This window comes from Sphingobacterium corticibacterium (assembly GCF_004208525.1).
GTDB lineage: Bacteria > Bacteroidota > Bacteroidia > Sphingobacteriales > Sphingobacteriaceae > Sphingobacterium > Sphingobacterium corticibacterium.
In genome coordinates this window covers 512,457-533,620 of the sequence record NZ_SGIT01000002.1, presented here as the reverse complement: position 1 = coordinate 533,620, position 21,164 = coordinate 512,457, and the positions used below count along the sequence as shown (strand labels likewise).

Sequence of the window (21,164 nt, the reverse complement as noted above, 5' to 3'; positions counted from 1 at the left end):
TTAACGTAGAAGTAGAGAGAAGAGGTGTGTTATGTATCCCGGTACGGAGAAGCGATTCATTAGAACAAACAGGATTACGATCTTTGTTCTGTTCCTTGTTATCACAGCAGGGGGAATCGTCAGAAGTACAGGATCAGGAATGGGATGTCCCGATTGGCCCAAATGCTTTAATCGCATAATCCCGCCGACAGATGTTTCACAACTTCCCTCGGGATATGAGAAACATTATATGGAAGGAAGGGCTAAAAAGAATCAGCGTTTTGCAAAAATCGTTGCGTTCTTTGGCTATCCTGAAATGGCGGATAAAATACGCCACGATGAGTCCATTCTACAGCACGAAGAATTTAATGCCGCAAAAACCTGGACAGAGTATATTAACCGGTTGGTTGGTGTTATTGTAGGCTTTTGTTTGTTGTTTTCTGCCTTGTTCTCGTTTACGTATTGGAAAAGTAAGCCATCTATTGTATGGTGGAGCGTTCTAAATCTTTTTGTAGTAATTCTTCAGGCTTGGCTCGGTTCTATTGTTGTTTCGACGAACTTGATGCCTTGGATTATTACGGTACACATGCTTTTAGCATTGGTTATTGTGGCCATTAGTATATATACGTTCTATCTAGCCACAACCATGCGAAATAAAAGCATCCTGATTAATCATCGTTTTGATTTGCTAAAAGGCATAGCGATATTCCTATTGGTATTGACGGTGATACAAGTCGTCTATGGCACAGAAGTGAGGGAAGCTATAGATCATTTAAACGATGAAGGCGTTTCACGTCAGGAATGGATTTCCCGGTTAGGATCGTCTTATGATATACATCGTATATTGGCTTATGTATCGTTAGGAACGACAGTGTTACTGTTCTTCCTGGTAAAAAATAAGTTTAGTTCATTGACATTGCAAAGTAAATACGCTTGGGCTGTACTAATTTTAATTGGCATTCAGATGATGTCCGGAATTATTCTAGCTCGTTTTAATGTGCCGGCGGTTGCGCAAACTACACATTTGGTTATCGCTAGCTTGTTTTTTGGCGCCTTGTACTATTTGATGCTATTAATGACAAAATTAAAACGATAGTATGAACAAAGTTACAGACATTTGTGGTTTTAACGCATATTTGTTCATTTTTAGAAGAGGATAAAGATTTTCATGAAGCAGTTCATCTCTGATTTTAATAAATTAGTTAAGCTTAGGTTGACCTTAACCGTTGTTTTCTCGGCTTCTATTTCGTTTTTGATTGGAGCCAAGCAACAGGGCGATATTATTTGGATAAACTGGTTGATTTTGACAATTGGTGGATTTCTGATAACAGGTTCTGCAAACGGTTTTAATGAAATTATTGAGCGTGATCTCGATAAACTGATGAAACGTACGGAGGACAGACCGTTGCCGGCAGGAAGAATGACAACAGGACAAGCATTGGTGTTGAGTTTGTTTATGGGGATTTTTGGAACCTTATTACTTGTCCGGCTTAATTTTTTAGCAGGCTTGCTTTCGGTTTTCGCGATCATCCTATATGCGTTTGTGTATACGCCGTTAAAGCAAAAATCGCCTATAGCTGTGTTTGTCGGTGCTTTTCCAGGTGCATTGCCTCCGTTAATTGGCTATTATGCTGCTTTTAAATCTGCGGGATTTGGTTTTGAATATGCTGCTGTTAGTGAGGCAGCGATTGTTATCACACCTTGGGTATTGTTCTTGATTCAGTTTTTTTGGCAGTTTCCACATTTTTGGGCGATTGCCTGGGTTGCTGACGAGGATTATAAGCGAGCGGGGTTTAGGTTATTGCCGACAACAAGAAAAGACACAATCTCGGCTTGGATGATTTTTATTTCGGCTGTATTGATGGTTCCAGTGGGTGTATTACCTATGTACTACGGTTTTGGCGGTTGGGTATTTACGGTGGTGTCGTTGTTGGGCGGATTGTTGTTTGCTTATTATGGTTTTAAGCACATAAAAGAAATGACCGATGCTACGGCAAAGAAAGTGATGTTTACATCGTTCATTTATTTGCCATTAACGCAATTGGTTTTGTTATTTGATTTTATTCCTTTGAAATAGATGGAGCATACGGACGATTATACAACAGAAGAATTAATTCAATCAAGGAAAGCCAAGAAGTTTAACCTCTGGCTAGGTATGATTGGTATGTTTATGATGTTTGCTGCATTGTCCAGTGGATTCATCGTGTATACGGCTAGTGGAGTAGATAAAGGGATAAAAACTATTTTGCCGGATACTTTTATATATAGTACGATTATTATTGTGGCGAGTAGCTTAACCTTGCATTTGGCTTATCGTGCAACGAAACTGGAGCAATTAGGCAAGCAAAAGTTATTTTTATTGCTGACTATAGTATTGGGTATCGTATTTTTTGTCTTACAGACCGATGCTTGGTCCGTACTGGCAGACAGACGTATTTATTTTGTGAATAATAATGCATCGCAGTCGTTTATTTATGTGTTTACGGGGATGCATTTGGCACATATTATTGCGGGTTTGATCGTGTTGGTAAGATGTTTATGGGGAGCTATGAAGCCGATCCCATTTCCGGACAACCAATTCCGCATGAACTTAGCCACTATATTTTGGCATTTTCTCGGTCTTTTGTGGATTTATATTTATGTTTTCTTACTTTTGAATCAATAATAGTAAACAATGAGTACAACAACTGTATCGCAATTGGATAAGGTAAAAGACGGCCCTTGGAGTGGTGGTAAGTCGCCTTGGAACTTGGAGTATGGAAAAATCATGATGTGGTTTTTCTTGGTGTCGGACGCCTTTACGTTTTCTGCATTTCTGATTTACTATGGCGCGCAAAAATTTGCGCAGCCTACGTGGATTGATGCAGATAAGGTTTTCCAATCTATTCCAGGTATTGCCGAGTCTGGACAACCTTTGGTGTTCGTCGGTATCATGACCTTTATTTTGATTATGTCATCTGTAACCATGGTATTGGCTGTTGATGCAGGTCATCGGAACAGGAAAGATGAGGTCGTAAAATGGATGCTGTGGACGATTTTGGGTGGTTTAGCTTTTGTTGGCTGTCAGGCTATCGAGTGGACACACTTACATCATCAAGGTTTTTGGTTTGGAAGAAACCCGGCAACAGGTTTGGAAGGTGATGCTGTAGCACAAGCGTTGGCGCCTTATTTTACAAAGGATATATCCTATACTGCTGCTTTACAGTTCTCTAATCTGTTCTTCACGATAACAGGTTTTCACGGATTTCACGTATCGATCGGAATCTTATTGAATATTATCATTTTGAGCATGACGCTCAATAATACATTCGAAAGAAGAGGTACATACTTAATGGTTGAAAAGGTAGGTCTTTATTGGCACTTTGTAGACTTAGTATGGGTATTCGTATTTACGTTCTTCTATTTGATTTAATTGGTTACGGAATTTATCACATTACTATATAACAGAAATGTCTAATCACGAAAATATAGCAACAACACATGACCACCATGATCATGGTGGTATGGATAAAAAAGGAATTTGGAGAGTTTTCTTTATCCTTTTAGCGTTGACCGCCCTAGAGTTTTTGATCGCTTTAGGTTTTGTTCACCACTGGGGTATCCTCCAAAAAGGGATATTCGTTAATGTAATTTATATTGCATTGACGTTGGTAAAAGCTTTTTACATCATTGCCTATTTCATGCACCTGAAGTTTGAGAAATCGGGTTTTATTGTCTGTGTGAGTATCGGTTTCATCTTTATTGTATACTTTATTGTATTGATGTTGATCGAAGGTGATTATTTATTATATCATTTACAATCACATCCATTATTTCCCAATAATTAAGTTGTAACGAGGAGGCTTTAAATGAGTAAGCATACTCAAAGAGGTAAATCAAAGATAATTATCCTGGCATTAATCTTACTGGTGCCAGGATTTTTATATATAGCCGTTAATAGATTTGGCTTTAATGAATATGCTTCGCTACCCGTTTTTGGAGAGAAGAAGCTGAGTGGCGAAATGAAACGTAACTGGGGCAGGGAGTACCCGGATACGATTTTTCATACGGTATCCCATATTGGCTTTAATGATGGAGCAGGAGCAAATGTGGCGTTTCCCGCACCAGATACTTGTATAAGCATAGCACATCTTTTTTATACTCGGGACGCTGCTTTTTCACGATTGATGTTAGATCACATGGATATGTTAGCCACGCGTTTTCAAGAGAATTCTAAGGTGAATTTTTTCTCTATTTCGGTTGATAGTACAGATACCCAAGCAGATGTGAACGCCTTTATGCATGGATATAAAAACATGACCGGGAAGCATTGGCATGTTGTCCATAATGCGAATGTGGATATCTTTGGCTACGCTCGGGAACAATTGCTTATTGATGCAATGCCGGATCCGACTGATTCAACACGTTTTTTGATTAGTAACCAATTGGTGTTGCTGGACTCCAAAGGCCGTATTCGTGGTTTCTACGATATAAGTCTAAAGGGGGAGATAGATCGCTTGGAAGATGAGATAAAATTGCTGATGGTAGAGGAGATCAGGAACAGACCAATGAAAGTAGAAAAACAATAAGTATACATTCGCATGATGACAGCAGAAGAGAAGAAGTACAAAAAGTGGATTGTAGCGCTTTCCATCATTATTCCGTTAGCAGTAGCGGTGCTATTTGGGGTCAATTTAAGAAAATTGGGTTATGATGTAGAACCCTTAACCTTTCTACCGCCAATTTATGCCACGATCAATGGAATAACCGCTGTATTGTTGGTGGTAGCGATATCGGCGATTAAAAGAGGCAATGTGAAATTGCACGAAAATCTTATCAAGGTATGTATGGGCTGTTCTGTTGCCTTCTTATTGATGTATGTCGCTTACCACATGACCTCCGAATCTACATCTTACGGTGGTGAAGGGGTAATCCGGTATATTTATTTCTTTATATTGATATCCCATATTCTATTGTCCATTATCATCATACCGTTTGTATTGTTTACATTTGTACGCGGTATTGCAGGCGCGTATGAGCGGCATAAGAAGCTGGCGCGTATTACCTACCCTATGTGGTTATATGTGGCCGTAACGGGGGTTATTGTCTATTTGATGATTTCACCTTATTATAGTTGAGAGCTGTAAATAACAACTTCACAATACTAAAAAAATGAAAAGAGTTTGGATTTATCAAAGCAATCGTTTTTTTCTACAGGATGAGATTCGTAAAATAGAGCAAATTTTACAGGAATTTGTAGCACAATGGACAGCCCATGGCAACCAATTGGCGGGATCATTCGAAATTCGTTACGACTTGTTTATTGTCCTAATGGTAGACGAAGAGAAGGCAATGGTAACAGGATGTTCTATTGATAAGTCGGTTCATCTCTTAAAGAAAATAGAGCAAGCGTTGGAGGTATCGTTATTTGATCGCTTACAAATAGCCTTTCGAAGATCGGCGAACGAACCTATTCAGGTAGTTCCACAAAATGTTTTTCGGAGCTTGTTGGCGAAGGACGAGGTTAATTCCGATACCGTTGTTGTCTTTAATAATATGGTAACCTCTGCTGAAGAATTGGCGACAAAATGGGAAGTGCCAATGAAAGCAAGTTGGCACTCCAAAGTATTTTTATAGAATCAAACCTTCTGGATCAGTCCAGGTGAAGCATTTCGTATTTCCTGACTGGCCTCTGCCTGATATTGTTCAGAATGCTGAACAAAAAGCTTTGCCAACGTTTCAGCTTGTTTATCGTATGCTTCCTTATTTTTCCAAGTATTCCGCGGGTTAAGTATTTCTACCGGAACACCGGGGCATGTTTTGGGCATTAGAACACCAAAATGAGGGTGGCGGGTATAGGGTTGATCCGTAAGGTGTCCTTGAATAGCCGCTTGTACCATCGCACGGGTATGATGTAGGCTGATTCTTTTTCCAATCCCATAGGCACCTCCTGTCCAGCCGGTGTTCACTAGCCAAACGTTCACTTCGGGATATGCATCTAATTTCTTCCCTAATAATTCGGCGTATCTTGTCGGATGAAGCGGAAGAAAAACTCTTCCGAAGCATGCGGAAAAGGTACTTTGCGGTTCGCGGACGCCGACTTCTGTTCCAGCCACTTTGGCCGTATATCCAGATAAGAAGTGGTACATTGCCTGCACCTTCGTAAGTTTAGCGATCGGGGGCAGCACGCCAAAAGCGTCACAAGTTAAGAAAAAGATATTTTTCGGTATGTTGCCGACAGCGTATTCTTTTGCATTTTTAATATGATCAATAGGGTAGGCTGCCCGCGTATTTTCCGTAATACCAGCATCACTAAAATCAACTTTATTTGTGCCTGAAAAAAAACCTACATTTTCCAGAAGTGTAGGATGTTTTATGGCAGCATATATCTGGGGTTCTTTGTCCGGGTGTAGATCGATACATTTGGCGTAACAACCTCCTTCGAAATTAAAAACGCTATCGTCGGCCCAGCCGTGTTCATCGTCGCCAATTAACTTCCGGTTAACGTCAGCGGATAGTGTCGTCTTACCTGTACCACTTAATCCAAAGAATAGAGCAACATCGCCCTGCTCTCCTTCATTTGCTGAACAGTGCATCGGAAGTACATTATATTGGTGAGGTAGTATGAAGTTCAAGACAGAAAAGATTCCTTTTTTCATTTCACCGGTATAGGCGGAGCCGCCTATCAAAATCATTTTTTTGCTGAAATTGATCATGGTGAAATTTTCCTGTCGTGTTTGGTCAATTGCGGGATTCGCTAAGAACTCCGGTACCTGTAATATGGTCCATTCTTGTTGATCGTTTTCAGGGTCATCGACAGCAGGTCGTAAGAAAAGATGATGACAGAACAGATTCGCCCAAGGTGTGGTATTAATAACCGTAACATGGAGTCGGTAGGAGGGATTTGCTCCGGCATAACAATGGCGTACCCACAATTCTTTGTCTTGAATAAACGCTTCCATTTTCTCCAACAGATTATCGAAGATTTCGGGGGCGATCGGAATATTGATTTCTCCCCAGTCAACGGTATTTTCCGTGAATTTATCGCGAACGATAAACCGGTCTTTAGGAGAACGTCCCGTAAACTTTCCGGTCTGGATGCAAAGCGCCCCGGTGTCGCTTAGTTTCCCTTGTCCGCGATCTAGCGTCTGTTGGACTAACGTATTTGCATCTTGATTAAGATAGATTGTTGAAGAAGCAGCAGCCAAGAAATAATCGGCGCGAAATGGGTTCGGATGTTTCGTTTCCATAATCATAAGAATCATGATTTAGTTTATGAAACGAAAGTAGGGAGAATATCTATGGAAAGACAGTGCAGGATAATTTTCGTATACTATTGGATAAAATAGATGAATATTTGGTTTTTGTTGTGTTTTGCAGAATAATTAACACATCAAGCTTTGATGTCGCTATAGCTCAACCAAGCCTCTTTTTGATTCACTTTCAGCATCACTTCTTTTCCAAAAATAAGGCTATGATTATTCTCCATGTGTCCAGCAGGAAAACCGAAGCACACCGGGAAATCGTATTCGGCGACTTTGTCCATGATAATCTCTTCAAACCGTTGGCCAAAGGGTGGATTGCTGTCTTTTAATGCCGTAAAGCCACCTACAATTAGACCCTGTAATTTGGAAAGTTTATAGGCCCTCTTAAGTGTCCATAACATGCGATCGATATTGTAATGCTGTTCTCCCACGTCTTCGATAAAGAGTATCTTGTTATCATATTTTCCATCGGAGGGAGAGGCTAAAATACTGTGAAGGATGGCTAGGTTACCGCCAATTAAGCGGCCATATCCCTTGCCAGAGCGGTTGGGGAATGTATTTTGACGGTAGTTGAAATCTGTTTTTTTTCCAAAAAGGGCATGTCTTAAAGATGTTAAGGCTGCTGTAGTACTTTCATCAAAAGACTTCGGCATCTGTCCGTGTATACTGCATATACCAACTTTGTTGTGAAGGTGGCTATGAAGTACGGTAACATCACTGAATCCGACAATCCACTTCGGATGTTTTTTGAACTTTCGGAAGTCTAATTGGTCGATAATCCTAACTGTACCATAACCACCGCGAGCAGCGAAAATAGCTTTAATGTCCGGATCGTCAAGTACAGCCTGTAAATCCTGTCTGCGTACATCATCTGTTCCGGCAAATTGGTGAAATTGGGAGGTTACGCTTTTGCCTATTTCGACGTGAAGTCCCCAGTCACTCAAGACTTTCACCGCTATATCGATATTTCCTTTGATATAACTCGCCGGACAAACAATGGCGACTTTATCTCCTTCTTTAAGAAATTCTGGTGTTTTCATGCCCCGTCCTTATTATTATACGCGCAATTTGAGTTATCTTTGCCAAAGAAACAAGTATTTCTTCGGTTTAATTTTTTGTCAACTTAAAAATCTGTATACGTTGAGTATCTTATCTAAAAATCGTTTTACTATTACATCGGCTTTGCCTTATGCAAATGGCCCTTTACATATCGGGCACCTTGCGGGCGCTTATATACCTGCTGATATTTTCGCACGTTTCCTTCGTTTGAACCATAAAGATGTAGTGTTTGTCTGTGGCTCGGATGAACATGGGGCGGCTATTACGATTAAAGCAAAGAAAGAAGGGGTAACACCACGGGAGATTATTGATAAGTATAATCAGCAAATCAAAGAGAGCTTTGAGGAATTCGGGATTGAGTTTGATATTTATCACCGTACTTCGGAAAAGGTACATCACGAGCTATCACAAGAGTTTTTTATGAATCTTTACGAGAAAGGCGAATTTATCGAAAAATTTTCTGAACAATATTATGACGAGGAATACCATCAATTCTTAGCTGATCGATATATTGTGGGGACCTGTCCGCACTGCCATAATGAAGGTGCTTATGGCGATCAATGTGAGAAATGCGGAACCTCATTGAACCCAACAGACCTCATCAATCCTAAATCAACATTAAGTGGAAAAACACCTGTATTGAGGGAGACTAAGCACTGGTATCTCCCGTTGGATAAGTATCAACCTTGGTTAGAAAAATGGCTGATCGAGGGAAAAAAAGGTGTGTTAAAACCGAATGTTTTTGGACAATGTCAATCTTGGTTAAAATCGGGCTTGCAGCCCCGTTCTATGACACGTGATTTAGATTGGGGCGTTGATGTTCCACTTGAGGAAGCGAAAGGAAAGAAATTGTACGTTTGGCTGGATGCACCGATAGGATATATTTCGGCTACGAAACAATGGGCTCTCGATAACAATCAAGATTGGGAAAAGTACTGGAAAAAACAAGCTGATACATCGGATGACTCCACCCTCATTCACTTTATCGGGAAAGATAATATTGTATTTCACTGCATTACTTTTCCGGCGATATTACATGCACATGGTGACTATATATTGCCTGAGAACGTTCCGGCGAATGAGTTTTTAAACCTAGAAGGAGATAAATTGTCTACGTCCCGAAATCATGCAGTATGGTTGCACGAGTATTTACGGGAGTTTTCAGGTAAACAAGATGAGTTACGTTATGTGTTAACCTCGATTCTGCCGGAGACATCAGATAGTGAATTTACATGGAAGGATTTTCAAGCGCGCGTAAATAACGAGCTTGTGGCCATTTTCGGTAACTTTGTGAATCGTGTGATGGTGTTGTCTCATAAATATTTTGAAGGGCAGGTTTCTTTAGGAGAGGCATTGACGGAAGGGGATCAAGCGACATTGGACGAGTTAGCAAGCTATCCACCACTAATCAGCCAAACGATCGCACAATATCGGTTTCGGGAGGCATTGAGCCATTTTATGAATGTCGCCCGTTTGGGCAATAAATACCTGGCCGATGAAGAACCTTGGAAGGTATATAAGGAAAATCCCGAGCGCGTAAAAACCGTGATGTATGTCGCCGCACAGATTGTCGCTAATCTAGCGGTATTGTCACAGCCGTTTCTTCCGAAAACAGCAAACAAGTTATTTGCGATGTTGGATATGGAATCGCAAGATTGGTCGAGGGCAGGGCAGCAAAATCTTATTGCAGCAGGACATGTGTTAAGTGAAGCACAACTGTTATTTGAAAAGATTACCGATGAACAAGTGGACTTCCAATTGCAAAAACTAGAAGAGGCGAAGACAAAAAACGCAGCGGCGGCGGCACAAGCCGAACCCGCGAAAGCAAATATCACTTACGAAGATTTCCTAAAGATGGATATTCGTGTAGGAACAATTTTGGAAGCTGAGAAAGTAGCGAAAACAAAGAAGCTCTTGAAGCTTAAAATCGATACGGGTATTGATCAACGAACAGTTGTTTCGGGCATCGCCGAGTTTTTCAATCCAGCGGACATTGTCGGTAAACAAGTTTCTATATTAGTGAATCTGGAGCCGCGTGTTATCAAAGGCATTACATCACAAGGGATGATCCTAATGGCGGAAGATGCAGATGGTAGGTTAGATTTCGTTAATCCAACTTCGACGATTAAACCGGGTAGTTCGGTAAGGTAGGTTAGGCTAAATGCCTAACAGCCGATTTCTGATCAAAAGACTTGTGCCAAGGAGTCCAGCTGTATCATCCAATTGCGATGTTTTGAACTGCGTGTCGGTATTGACCAAGCTTAACGAGTATTTGTTGATCGCAGAAAGTACGGGTAACATAATTAACGATCCAGACCTTGCTATCTTTCCACCTAGAATGACGAGCTCTGGATTAAAAAGATTCAATAATATAGCGATTCCTTTGCCTATTTTCCCACCTGCTTGGGATATAAGATCGATGGATAGCATATCGTCCCGTAATGCCGCGGTCACGATGTCTTGCAATTTAAGCTGTTCGAGATCAGGTACTGTATCGGTTAAAAGTGTGGATACACCTTTGGAAATGGCCGTTTTCATTTGTTGAATTAGCGCTAAGCCGGAAGCTTCTGTTTCAAGACATCCTTTTTTGCCACAATGGCACAACAAATCATTGTTAAGAAAAGGCATATGTCCGAACTCACCCGCATAACCCGATTTACCGGAATATAAGACACCATTAATGATGATACCCATCCCGATTCCTTCGTCCAGATTTATAAAAAGTATGTTTTTTTCTGTCTTCACAATACCTTTAGCATACTCTCCAAAAGCCATAGCGCGTGTATCGTTTTCTATATAGGCGGAAATAGAAAACCGTTCGGCCAATACGGTACTCAATGGTTTCCCATGAAAGTTAAAGTAACTGTAGCTATTTCCCGTATCGTGGTTTATACGACCTGTTAAGTTCAACCCTAAGCCCGCAAATTTAGAACGCTCATATCCTGATTCCTGTATGAAATCCTCCACCAGAGAACAAAGGGTGTCAAAAGAAGCCGGTGTATTTTCCAATATAAAAGGTATATCTTTTTTGATGAGTGTAATTTCTTCAGCAAAGTTGATGATGGCAATATTCATATGATGCCTGTTCGCTTCCACGGAAACGAAATAAGCACAATCGGGATTAAGGCCATATATATTCGGTTTTCGGCCAACACCATTTACAATTTTGCCATAATCAAGTACGAGACCGTCTTCAATAAGTTCTGTTACCGTTTCATTGATTTTGGGTATACTGGTTTTTGTTGCTTGCGCAAGTTCGGCAATAGTAGCTCTTTCATGCTTGATTAAGAAAACTATTATTTCCTGTTTTAAAAGTGCAGTTTTATATAGCACCGCGTTACTCTGTGTCATCTCCAACTTTAGTGGAGAAAAAACTTCATTTATTGACTTCATCCGACAATCCCTAGAAATGCAATTATACTGAATTGATAGCGTAAAAGCTAGAATAAAGCAAAAAATGATGCTGATGATAGGTTGTATTGAAAAATATTTTGTTATGATAATCCTTTTATGAATAAAAATGCGGAACTAGGATGGTTATTCTCGTATTCGATATTTTATTAAATAAAATAAATTTAAAATGATTGTTATATTAAAATTTATTTTTAAAAATAATTTTGATATTAAAAATTCTATTTAATAAATTTGAATGGTTGATATAGACAATTATGAAGAGCAATTACAGGTTTTTTTTGACGATAAGTTTTATGTTGTTTGCTTGTATGACGTATGCGCAACTGTTGTTGGTAACCGATCAGAACACGAATAATTTCCAAGGACTATTAGCGGATAATGGAATATCTTACAAGCAATATCAGACAGTAGATGAAGCATTAGCCAACGCAAATCGAGGTGATGGGCTGATGGTTTTAGCTGGAACGACAGGAGCTATCTCGAAGCGACAAGCTCATCAAATGAAGGATAGGGAACTGAAAGTTTATGTAGAATATCCAAGCTATTTAACGAGCGATAAGCCGGAAATAAAAAAAATCAATTTGGAACGGGGGGTTATTTCTTCCAATACGATAGCTGGTGTCGCTCCGATGAGTATTGTCACACTAAACGATCAATATTTTTATTGTTATACGCATCCTTCTTCTATAATGAGTATCGCAAAGGTAGCTGGATTTGATAAAGCAGAATATGGGCTTACCGATACCGAGAGCTATCCGGGAATGTTTCAAGAAGGACAGTTCCTCGTTTCAAGTGTGGCGTTAAGCAATCAACCGAAATCTCGTTTTGGGCCAACGGAAGTTTGGAACAGGATATGGCAGTTTGTTTTTCGGCATGTGGGAATTGAGGTGGATACGCTCATCTTAAACGTTGATGTAAGGCCTACATTCGAAAGGAATGCTATTCTTCATACGGAAGATTTTACGCAGTCCATTAATAGGGGTCTCCAATGGTATCAGCATTCGAAATTGTTAATTCACGAAGATTGGGTAGACATTGTTGGGCAGTATACAAAAAAAAATGGGGAAGATGTTGTTTTTCCACCTGTTTCCGATAGGAGTCCTGTTGGAGATGGTTCACTCGGAATATTGGAGGGGCATGCTTCTTATATTAATCAGGATGGTACGCAGCCTATTCGATGGTGGATAAGGGCGGATTGCCAAGCAGAAACGGCTTTTGCATTTAGTTCAGGATACCTATTAACAGATGACAAACAATATGCTTCCATAGCAGATAATCTATTGCAATACCTTTATAAAGCATCAAATTTACGCGGTGGAGAGCGAAGCGATCCAGCAAGCACATCATACGGCCTTATCGGCTGGGCCACGACAGATCCTGATGCTTATTACGGCGATGATAATGCGCGTGTTTTACTGGCGACGATAGGGGCAAGTAGTAATTTACAGACAGAGACGTATTTCCCTTATATTATCGAAGGGATATTAGGCAACTTTCGTACGTCAGGAAAATCTGGTTTTCGGGGCCCATGGTTTAGAGATGCAAAATTGCAGACGTTGACTTGGCAAGAACTTTTTGATAGCGAATTAACGAATATACATCCTCATTACGAATGTTGGCTTTGGGCCAATTACCTGTGGCTTTACGATAAAACAGGATATGAACCTCTCAAATCCCGTGCGGTTAAAGCTATTCAAACGACGATGGAGAACTTTCCCGTCTGGAAATGGACGAATGGTATCCAACAGGAGTATGCAAGGATGTTATTGCCTTTGGCTTGGCTTGTTCGGATTGAAGATAATGAATTGCATCGGTATTGGCTTAAGATGGTTGCTAATACCTTGCTGCAGGATCTTGATGAGTGTGGTGCGATCAAAGAAAGATTGGGTATTGTTGGTTTAGGACGATACGATAAAGTAAGAAGTAATGCAGAATATGGTGTGAAAGAAGCCCCTTTAATTTCTGAATACGGTGATGAAGTTACAGATCTGCTATACACGTTAAATTATGCCTCCTTTGGATTAAACGAAGCGCTTGCTGCAACGCAGGATACGCTCTATAAAAAATCATTAGATAAGATAAACAGTTTTTTTGTTAAAGCGCAAGTACGAAGTGAGGTTCACCCCGATCTTGACGGGGCATGGTTCCGTGCCTTTGATTTTAATCGATGGGATTATTGGGCAAGCAATGCGGATTCGGGCTGGGGGCCTTGGGGAACACAAACTGGATGGACGCAAAGCTGGGTACTGAATTCGTTAATGTCACATATTAAACAGACCAACTTTTGGGATACAACACAGGATATTGGAAAGAACAAAAAATTTCAGGAAATATTTGAAAATAGAAAACAACACATGTTAAAATTAAACTGATTAACCAATGAAGACACGTGACCTTTTATTTGGAATGCTGTTGCTGCTGTCAGCATTCTCAGGGTGTAGAGATGACGCTCAAATTCCTCATTATGAAACTTCGAGTCCATCGAGTATATACGCGCTGAGACGAATCCAAACCGACGACAATCTGAAGTTTGGAACGACAGCGATTCGGGCAATAGTGACATCTGACTACGAATCAAAAAATATTGAAGGTAATATCATCGTCGTGCAGGATCTCACGGATGATGCTGCTATTTTATTGCAACTGCGTGAAGAAAATGATGCCATCAAACAGGGAGATATTGTACGGATCAATCTAGAGCAGTCGACTTTGAAATACATGGATGGTGAGCTTACGGTTTCCGATTTAAGCCTAAATAACATAACGGTAGAAAGTTCCGGTAATAACTTCACCCCCAAAATTGTAAGCATAGCTACTTTGATGACGAATTGTAAATATTGGGGGCCATTGTTGGTGCGTCTGAATAAGATCAATATATCCGATAATGGATCCACAAAGCTAAGTGGCGACTTATTGATTGATGATGAGATTGTAGAAATACAAACAAGATTTCGTGACGCCTCTGTCTTCGCAGTTGAGACAAACCCGTTGTTTGTCGAATCTATGGTAGGTCTCGCCCGGATCATTGGAGACGAAGTTTTTTTAATGCCTCGGAACATAGCCGATATTCAAGTGGGGCTTACAGAACTTTTGGAGGATTTCGAACTCTCGTCCAATACAAATTATGATTCGAAAAATATGAACTTCATTACAGGATCTTGGTTAATTGACGGCGGTATAACAGCAACCAGCGCGGCGGATCCGAAAAACGGAAGGCAAAGTATTCGTTTACAAGGTACTGTCGGTAATAATAATCGAAACGGAATCATTGCTATGAATTTTGATCTAAAAGGTATCAAGACCGTTGCTGTTTCGCATGGCATCTATCCAGCCGCGGCCGAGACGGGCAACGTGAATCCTACCGTATTTACAGTCGAAGTATCAAGAGATGGCGGGAATACATATACACCGATCGGCACAGGTGAAGTAGATAAATCAGGCACTTCATTAGAAACAACTGTTTTCGAGGTCAACGCTGGATTAGGCGAAAATGTACGGATACGTATTGTAAATACATCCCTGCCGTTTGCCAACAATAATAGACCTCGGATTAATATAGATGACATCCATTTTAAATTCTAATATTCCTAAATCATGACACATCAATTCAAACGGAGTATAACGTGTCTTATATGTGCTTTTTGTTTTCTTGGAAACATGGCCATATCATGGGCGCAGTCTCAACAAAAACTTGTTGGGGTGATAAAGGATAGCGATCAAAACTTAATTGAAGGCGCAACCATAAAATTAACAGGAACGGCCACGTCAACAAAGTCTGGTGCTGATGGTCGCTTTATCCTTGTGGTTACGTCTGATCGAGGTTCTATCGAAATTTCGATGGTCGGCTATCAAACACAAATAATACCTTTTCAAAACCTAAATCCGGTTACGGTTTTTCTTGAGGGGGAAAATACGAATATCGAAGAAGTCGTTGTTGTTGGATACGGTACGCAGAAAAGAGGCAATCTTACCGGTGCGGTCGACTATATCGATAGTGAAGCGCTGCAAAATAGACCGATAACCAATCTCTCGCAAGGATTGCAAGGGGTCGTAGCCAATCTTAATATCACACCGGCAGATGGACGCCCAAGTCAATCACCTGGTTTTAATGTCAGAGGTACAACTTCTATCGGACAAGGAGGTTCTGCGCTCATTCTGATAGATGGTGTGGAAGGTAATCCTGCATTAATAAACCCACAGGATATTGAATCTGTTACCGTACTAAAGGATGCCGCTTCTTCGGCTATTTATGGTGCAAGAGGGGCCTTCGGTGTTGTTCTTATCACCACAAAAAATCCAACAGAAGACCAGGTGCAGATAAATTACAGTGGTAACTATGCCATAAAAGACCCTACTTACATTCCCGAATTTGTAACCGATGGTTACCAATGGGCATCTATGTTTAACGAAGCATTTTCGAGCTGGAACAACTACGCCAGCTATCCACAAAATGTCAATAAAACCATGCGGTTCTCGCAGGAGTATCTCCAAGAGCTGAAAAGGCGCTCCGAAGATCCAAGTCTTCCAAGGGTGGAAGTTGATCCGGCAACAGGAGAGTATATTTATTACGATAGTCATGACTGGATGGCGGATTTATATAAAAAGAATACCTATGCAGTCAATCAAAACCTAAGCATTTCCGGTAAAAGCAATAAAACGAGTTATATATTCTCTGCCAGTCATCTGACGCAACCGGGATTATTTAAACATAATTCTGACGATTTCAAGCGATATAACATTCGGGCAAAAGGTACGATCGAAATAACGGATTGGCTGAGTATACATAATAACACGGAGTTTTCGAAAAATCTGTTTCATATCCCCATGAATATCGGAGAAGGCGGTGGTATATGGCGAAATATGGTCGCGGAAGGACATCCGATGGTGCCCATGTTTAATCCGGACGGTACATTGACACATTCGGCAGCGTATACGGTAGGTGATTATGTGTATGGCAAAAACGGAATGGATTACGATCGAAACATTATCCGTACAATGTCGGGATTTCACGCAAAATTTTTAGATAATAAGCTAAATGTCAGGGGAGATTTTACTTACCAGAATACGAATAGTAATGAAAACCGGATACGTGTTCCAGTTCCGTATAGCAGAATTCAGGGCGTGGTAGAATATCTAGGAGAACAATATAATGATATTCGAGAAATTCAACGTAATACACAATATATCGCCAGTAATCTGTATGCGGACTATGAGACGGTATTTGCGGATAAACATTATTTTAAAGCGTTGGCAGGATATAATTATGAATTAAGCACCTACAAACGTATTGGCATGGAGCGTAATGGTTTAATTTACGAAGATGCCGAAGACATAAATCTGGCATTGGGGGACTATATGGCGACGACCGGTGGGTATGAACAATGGAATATTCTGGGTGGTTTCTTTCGATTCAATTATGTTTATGACGATCGCTATTTATTGGAAGTGAATGGCCGATATGACGGTTCATCTAAATTTCCGGCCCATGAGCGATATGCGTTATTTCCTTCTATATCCGCTGGTTGGAGGATTTCGAATGAATCGTTTTGGAAAGTTAATCCTGCTATTGTTTCTGATTTTAAAGTACGGGCTTCGTATGGATCATTAGGTAATGGGAATATTAGCTCTTATGTATTCCAAGAACAATTGGCGCTTAGCCAAATGGCAAGGATATTAGAAGGTAGGCAAAATGCGAGTACGAGTGCTCCAAATGTCTTACCGGATGGGCTGACATGGGAGACCGCGACTACCGTAAATTATGGTATTGATTTAAGTCTGCTAAAGAATAAGGTTATGATCAATGCGGACTTTTATTCCCGTAAAACGACCAATATGTTTACGGCCGGAAGAGAACTGCCTGCTGTGTTTGGAGCAGCCTCTCCACGGGGTAACTACGCGGATTTAGAAACTAAAGGGTTTGAATTAACGGTCAACTATAGAGATAAAATAAATGTGGCGGACAAGCCGCTGAATTTTGATATTCGGGCAACACTTGCCGACAGCAGATCAAAGATTCTAAAATTCAATAATGAAAGACGGTTATTGACCGATTACTATGAAGGACAAACACTAGGCGAGATTTGGGGTTACGTCACGGACGGGTTTTTTACAAGTGAGCATCAGATTCGTACATCCCCTGATCAGCGCCTTTTCAACACGACTGCATCGGGCGTATGGAGAACGGGGGATATTAAATTTAAGGACGTGAATAATGATGGTGTTATTAATAATGGGGAAAATACGGTTGATAATCCCGGTGATCGTGTCATCATCGGAAATGAATCTCCGCGGTATAGCTTCGGACTGAACTTAGGCATAGATTATAGTAATTTCTTCGTTTCGGCGTTCTTCCAAGGAATAGGTAAACAGGCATGGTATCCGAGCCGCGGATCAAATTCTTTCTGGGGACAATATAACGCGCCGTATGGACATCCTTTAGTATCACAATTGGGTAATATCTGGACAGAAGACAACCCCGAAGCTTATTTTCCGCGATATACAGGCTATCTCGCGTGGACGGCAGGAGGAACGCTACGCGAAGCGCAGACACGTTACTTACAAAACATCGCTTACGTACGGATGAAAAATTTGCAGGTAGGCTACAAGCTACCACAGTCAGTTGTACAGAAAATGAGGGCAAAATCGATGTCTGTTTTCTTCTCCGGCGAAAATCTGTTCACGTATTCACCGATGTTTAAAATAACCAAGGGTAATATCGATCCAGAAAACACGGGAGATTCGGATACGCTGTTGGGTGACTCCAATCAAGGCGACGGATTTAACTATCCGATGTTGAAAAGCTATTCTTTTGGTCTCACATTAACCTTCTAATCTTATGAATATGAAAAGGTATTTATTTTATTTATGTCTCGTGGCTATTGCTTCTTCTTGTAACAAACTAGAACAAGAGCCTAAATCGACAGTTAGTAAGGAAGCTGTATTTAATACGGAATCAGGACTAAAATTATACAGTAATTCTTTCTATACAATTCTTCCCACATCAAATGATATTCTCCGGGGAGATAACATGAGCGATTTTGTCGCTCGTAAAGATGTTCCGAATTTCTTTCGTGCAGGGGCATTTGGTCCACGCCAAAGTACGGGTTGGACATGGACTGATTTGAGAAATATTAATTATTTTTTGGAAAACAATATATCAGAAAATGTGCCGACAGAGATCCGAGAAAACTACAACGGGATCGCGCGGCTTTTTCGGGCATTGTTTTATTTTGAGAAAGTTAAGCGTTTTGGCAACGTACCTTGGATAGATCGTACATTAAGTACAGAAGACGAATTGTTGACGAGCGGCAGAGATCCGCGGGAATTGGTCATGAATGAAGTACTTAAGGATTTAGATTATGCCATAGCGCATATTACTGCGCTATCGGACCCTACTCGGACCCGTATGACGAAAACAGTTGCGCAATCCATTAAATCCAGAATTTGTTTGTTTGAGGGGACATTTAGAAAATATCACGAAGGATTAGGATTGAAATCTACCGCTGATTTTTGGCTGGAAGAGGCGGCAACTGCGGCACAGGCCGTGATGGATGCGCAGCAATATTCGCTGGTCAGTTCCAGCACAGAAACAAGTTATCGGGATCTATTTATCCAGCAGGGAGTAAATAACGAAACGATACTTAATATAGCATATAGTGTGGAACTCGGCGTTTATCATGATGCCAATTGGTATTATACCAGTGCTTCCTATGGTGATCGACTTAGTTTTACCCGTAAGTTTATCCATACCTATTTAAATATAAATGGTACGCCATTTACCAATGATCCAGCGTATCAAACGCAAACATTTCAACAAGAAACAACCGGTAGAGACAAACGGTTACAGCAGACGATTCGGACAGCTGGCTATACGCGCGTAAATGGTGGACAACCTGTTTTAACCCCGCCTACGTTTTCCCATACGTATACAGGATACCAGCCCATAAAATGGGTGGAAGCAGATGTTTCGTTAGATGGAGGGGTAAGAAATGCAACCAATATTCCCATCATCCGTTATGCAGAGGTCCTGCTGAACTATGCGGAAGCAAAAGCGGAATTAGGAGAAATGAGCGATGCCGACTGGGCAGGTACTATCGGATTATTGCGCCGTCGTGCGGGCATTACGGGGGGCTTGGATTCGAAGCCGACAACCATAGACAGTTACCTGCGCAGCGCCTATTTTCCAGGAATAGACGATCCTGCAATTTTGGAAGTGAGACGCGAACGCGGAATAGAATTGGCTTTGGAGGGGCACCGGTTTTATGACGTTGTGCGGTGGAGAAGAGGAGAATTATTTAAAGAAACCTGGCAAGGTATGTATGTGCCGGCATTGAATACCGCTTACGATCTTAATAGTGACGGGAAAAATGATGTGGCGTTTGTGACGAGTAATCCAGCAAATCCCGAAACCGGTGTCATGTATGTCAATGTTGCATCTACAGTAAATGGACAAACAAATAATATGATTCTCGAAAATGGCAACAGCGGAGAAATAATCTGGATGCGTACGATTCCGCGTATTTGGGAAGATCGCATGTATTTATATCCGATTCCCGAAAACGATTATATAATGAACCCTAATCTAGGACAAAATCCAAATTGGTAATGATGAAAACAAATAGAAAATTATTTTTACTGGCGGTTGTTTTTTTTACATCTGTCCTTATGGTATTTGCAGGATGTGAAAAAAATAACGAAGGAAACAATGGCGGTGAGGAAGACGGAGATGTCTTAACGTTTATGACATATAATATACACATTGCAAACCCTCCGTCACAACCAGCTTCTGTCGTAGACGTTTCCGCGATCGCGAAAGCGATCAATAGTGTTAAACCTGATTTTGTTGCTTTACAGGAAGTAGACCGGTTTACAGACCGTTCGGGCAAAGATCTGGATCAAGCTGCAGCATTAGCGGAGCTTACGGGTATGCATTATCAATTTTTTAAAGCTATTGACCGTTCGAATGGCGAATATGGCGTGGCGATATTATCCAAATACCCGATAGAAGAACATCAGCAAGTGTCGCTTCCAATCGTACCAGGAAGTGGTGCTGAAATTAGAACTGCTGGTTGGATACGGGTCAAATTGGAAAATGGAGAAGATTTCGTATTTGCCTCTACCCATTTGGACCACTTATCCGATGAAAATCGGGAATTGCAATCGCGTGAATTGTTGAAAGCTTTAAAATCTTACCAACGATACCCTATTGTATTAGGAGGGGATTTTAATATGGATCAATCAAATGATGTTTGGGATACGCTGAAAGCTATTTTTCATGTTCCTTGTACAAACTGCCCCAGTACACATTCGGCCACCAATCCGCAAACCGCCATAGATTTTCTTATCCTAAATAATACAGCAAATAATGCTTTTAAGATAAAATCCTACGAAACATTTGCCGAAACCTATGCTTCAGATCATTTACCTGTTGTCATGAAGGTACAATATAAGGATTAACGCTATATACAT

17 protein-coding genes are annotated in these 21,164 nt (G+C 40.7%); 14 read left to right on the top strand and 3 right to left on the bottom strand.

Annotated elements, in window-relative coordinates:
* The first annotated feature begins 31 nt into the window (after positions 1-31).
* The 8 genes from EWE74_RS11025 to EWE74_RS10990 all read left to right on the top strand — a co-directional run bounded on the left by EWE74_RS11025 (position 32) and on the right by EWE74_RS10990 (position 5,595).
* Positions 32-1,075: a COX15/CtaA family protein gene (locus tag EWE74_RS11025; RefSeq protein ID WP_130141603.1), complete on the top strand. Its 1,044-nt coding sequence runs from the start codon at positions 32-34 to the stop codon at positions 1,073-1,075.
* A gap of 72 nt (positions 1,076-1,147) precedes the next feature.
* Entirely contained in the window at positions 1,148-2,056 is a 909-nt protein-coding gene (gene cyoE, locus EWE74_RS11020) for a heme o synthase (RefSeq protein WP_130141602.1), read from the top strand.
* Positions 2,057-2,644, top strand: coding sequence for a cytochrome c oxidase subunit 3 (locus EWE74_RS11015; protein WP_130141601.1), 588 nt, complete (start codon positions 2,057-2,059; stop codon positions 2,642-2,644). It begins immediately after the preceding gene.
* Positions 2,645-2,653: 9 nt separating this feature from the next.
* On the top strand, positions 2,654-3,391 hold the full coding sequence (locus EWE74_RS11010) for a cytochrome c oxidase subunit 3 (protein ID WP_130141600.1): 738 nt from the start codon (positions 2,654-2,656) through the stop codon (positions 3,389-3,391).
* A gap of 37 nt (positions 3,392-3,428) precedes the next feature.
* Positions 3,429-3,806, top strand: coding sequence for a cytochrome C oxidase subunit IV family protein (locus EWE74_RS11005; RefSeq protein ID WP_130141599.1), 378 nt, complete (start codon positions 3,429-3,431; stop codon positions 3,804-3,806).
* Positions 3,807-3,827: 21 nt separating this feature from the next.
* Positions 3,828-4,547: an SCO family protein gene (locus EWE74_RS11000; RefSeq protein WP_130141598.1), complete on the top strand. Its 720-nt coding sequence runs from the start codon at positions 3,828-3,830 to the stop codon at positions 4,545-4,547.
* Positions 4,548-4,559: 12 nt separating this feature from the next.
* Positions 4,560-5,096 (top strand): DUF420 domain-containing protein, encoded by a 537-nt coding sequence (locus EWE74_RS10995; protein WP_130141597.1) that lies wholly within the window; start codon positions 4,560-4,562, stop codon positions 5,094-5,096.
* A 34-nt stretch (positions 5,097-5,130) separates the two neighbouring features.
* On the top strand, positions 5,131-5,595 hold the full coding sequence (locus EWE74_RS10990) for an ABC transporter ATPase (protein WP_130141596.1): 465 nt from the start codon (positions 5,131-5,133) through the stop codon (positions 5,593-5,595).
* Between the two features lie 2 nt (positions 5,596-5,597).
* Here EWE74_RS10990 and pckA read toward each other — a convergent pair whose 3' ends face one another.
* Both pckA and EWE74_RS10980 read right to left on the bottom strand, forming a co-directional pair.
* Complete coding sequence (gene pckA / locus EWE74_RS10985; RefSeq protein WP_206365204.1) at positions 5,598-7,208, bottom strand: phosphoenolpyruvate carboxykinase (ATP); 1,611 nt, start codon at positions 7,206-7,208, stop codon at positions 5,598-5,600.
* A gap of 143 nt (positions 7,209-7,351) precedes the next feature.
* Positions 7,352-8,263, bottom strand: coding sequence for a S66 peptidase family protein (locus tag EWE74_RS10980; RefSeq protein WP_130141594.1), 912 nt, complete (start codon positions 8,261-8,263; stop codon positions 7,352-7,354).
* 100 nt (positions 8,264-8,363) lie between these two features.
* Here EWE74_RS10980 and metG point away from each other — a divergent pair, with 100 nt between their 5' ends.
* A complete protein-coding gene (metG, locus tag EWE74_RS10975) occupies positions 8,364-10,433 on the top strand; it encodes a methionine--tRNA ligase (protein WP_130141593.1) in 2,070 nt (689 codons plus the stop codon).
* 6 nt (positions 10,434-10,439) lie between these two features.
* On the opposite strand, the gene EWE74_RS10970 is transcribed toward metG, so the two are convergent.
* Entirely contained in the window at positions 10,440-11,675 is a 1,236-nt protein-coding gene (locus tag EWE74_RS10970) for an ROK family transcriptional regulator (RefSeq protein WP_130141592.1), read from the bottom strand.
* Positions 11,676-11,950: 275 nt separating this feature from the next.
* Here EWE74_RS10970 and EWE74_RS10965 point away from each other — a divergent pair, with 275 nt between their 5' ends.
* The 5 genes from EWE74_RS10965 to EWE74_RS10945 all read left to right on the top strand — a co-directional run bounded on the left by EWE74_RS10965 (position 11,951) and on the right by EWE74_RS10945 (position 21,152).
* On the top strand, positions 11,951-14,068 hold the full coding sequence (locus EWE74_RS10965; protein ID WP_165384693.1) for a hypothetical protein: 2,118 nt from the start codon (positions 11,951-11,953) through the stop codon (positions 14,066-14,068).
* A 7-nt stretch (positions 14,069-14,075) separates the two neighbouring features.
* A complete protein-coding gene (locus EWE74_RS10960) occupies positions 14,076-15,278 on the top strand; it encodes a DUF5689 domain-containing protein (protein WP_130141590.1) in 1,203 nt (400 codons plus the stop codon).
* A 75-nt stretch (positions 15,279-15,353) separates the two neighbouring features.
* On the top strand, positions 15,354-18,527 hold the full coding sequence (locus tag EWE74_RS10955; protein ID WP_239018624.1) for a SusC/RagA family TonB-linked outer membrane protein: 3,174 nt from the start codon (positions 15,354-15,356) through the stop codon (positions 18,525-18,527).
* 10 nt (positions 18,528-18,537) lie between these two features.
* Positions 18,538-20,301 carry a RagB/SusD family nutrient uptake outer membrane protein gene (locus EWE74_RS10950; protein ID WP_130141588.1) on the top strand — a complete coding sequence of 588 codons (1,764 nt, stop codon included), beginning with the start codon at positions 18,538-18,540 and terminating at the stop codon, positions 20,299-20,301.
* The gene (locus tag EWE74_RS10945; protein ID WP_130141587.1) at positions 20,301-21,152 is read left to right on the top strand and encodes an endonuclease/exonuclease/phosphatase family protein; all 852 of its coding nucleotides are present in this window, start codon (positions 20,301-20,303) and stop codon (positions 21,150-21,152) included. Before EWE74_RS10950 ends, EWE74_RS10945 begins: the two co-directional genes overlap by 1 nt.
* Positions 21,153-21,164 lie beyond the last annotated feature (12 nt).

Bases quoted from the DNA above. Each gene is read 5' to 3' on its own strand.
- EWE74_RS10945 (WP_130141587.1), top strand. From the start codon at position 20,301: ATGATGAAAACAAATAGAAAATTATTTTTACTGGCGGTTGTTTTTTTT.
- EWE74_RS10950 (WP_130141588.1), top strand. From the start codon at position 18,538: ATGAAAAGGTATTTATTTTATTTATGTCTCGTGGCTATTGCTTCTTCT.
- EWE74_RS10995 (WP_130141597.1), top strand. From the start codon at position 4,560: ATGATGACAGCAGAAGAGAAGAAGTACAAAAAGTGGATTGTAGCGCTT.
- EWE74_RS10965 (WP_165384693.1), top strand. From the start codon at position 11,951: ATGAAGAGCAATTACAGGTTTTTTTTGACGATAAGTTTTATGTTGTTT.
- EWE74_RS11010 (WP_130141600.1), top strand. From the start codon at position 2,654: ATGAGTACAACAACTGTATCGCAATTGGATAAGGTAAAAGACGGCCCT.
- EWE74_RS10980 (WP_130141594.1), bottom strand. From the start codon at position 8,263: ATGAAAACACCAGAATTTCTTAAAGAAGGAGATAAAGTCGCCATTGTT.
- EWE74_RS10960 (WP_130141590.1), top strand. From the start codon at position 14,076: ATGAAGACACGTGACCTTTTATTTGGAATGCTGTTGCTGCTGTCAGCA.
- EWE74_RS11015 (WP_130141601.1), top strand. From the start codon at position 2,057: ATGGAGCATACGGACGATTATACAACAGAAGAATTAATTCAATCAAGG.
- EWE74_RS10970 (WP_130141592.1), bottom strand. From the start codon at position 11,675: ATGAAGTCAATAAATGAAGTTTTTTCTCCACTAAAGTTGGAGATGACA.
- EWE74_RS11025 (WP_130141603.1), top strand. From the start codon at position 32: ATGTATCCCGGTACGGAGAAGCGATTCATTAGAACAAACAGGATTACG.
- cyoE (WP_130141602.1), top strand. From the start codon at position 1,148: ATGAAGCAGTTCATCTCTGATTTTAATAAATTAGTTAAGCTTAGGTTG.
- EWE74_RS10990 (WP_130141596.1), top strand. From the start codon at position 5,131: ATGAAAAGAGTTTGGATTTATCAAAGCAATCGTTTTTTTCTACAGGAT.
- EWE74_RS11000 (WP_130141598.1), top strand. From the start codon at position 3,828: ATGAGTAAGCATACTCAAAGAGGTAAATCAAAGATAATTATCCTGGCA.
- EWE74_RS10955 (WP_239018624.1), top strand. From the start codon at position 15,354: ATGGCCATATCATGGGCGCAGTCTCAACAAAAACTTGTTGGGGTGATA.
- EWE74_RS11005 (WP_130141599.1), top strand. From the start codon at position 3,429: ATGTCTAATCACGAAAATATAGCAACAACACATGACCACCATGATCAT.
- pckA (WP_206365204.1), bottom strand. From the start codon at position 7,208: ATGGAAACGAAACATCCGAACCCATTTCGCGCCGATTATTTCTTGGCT.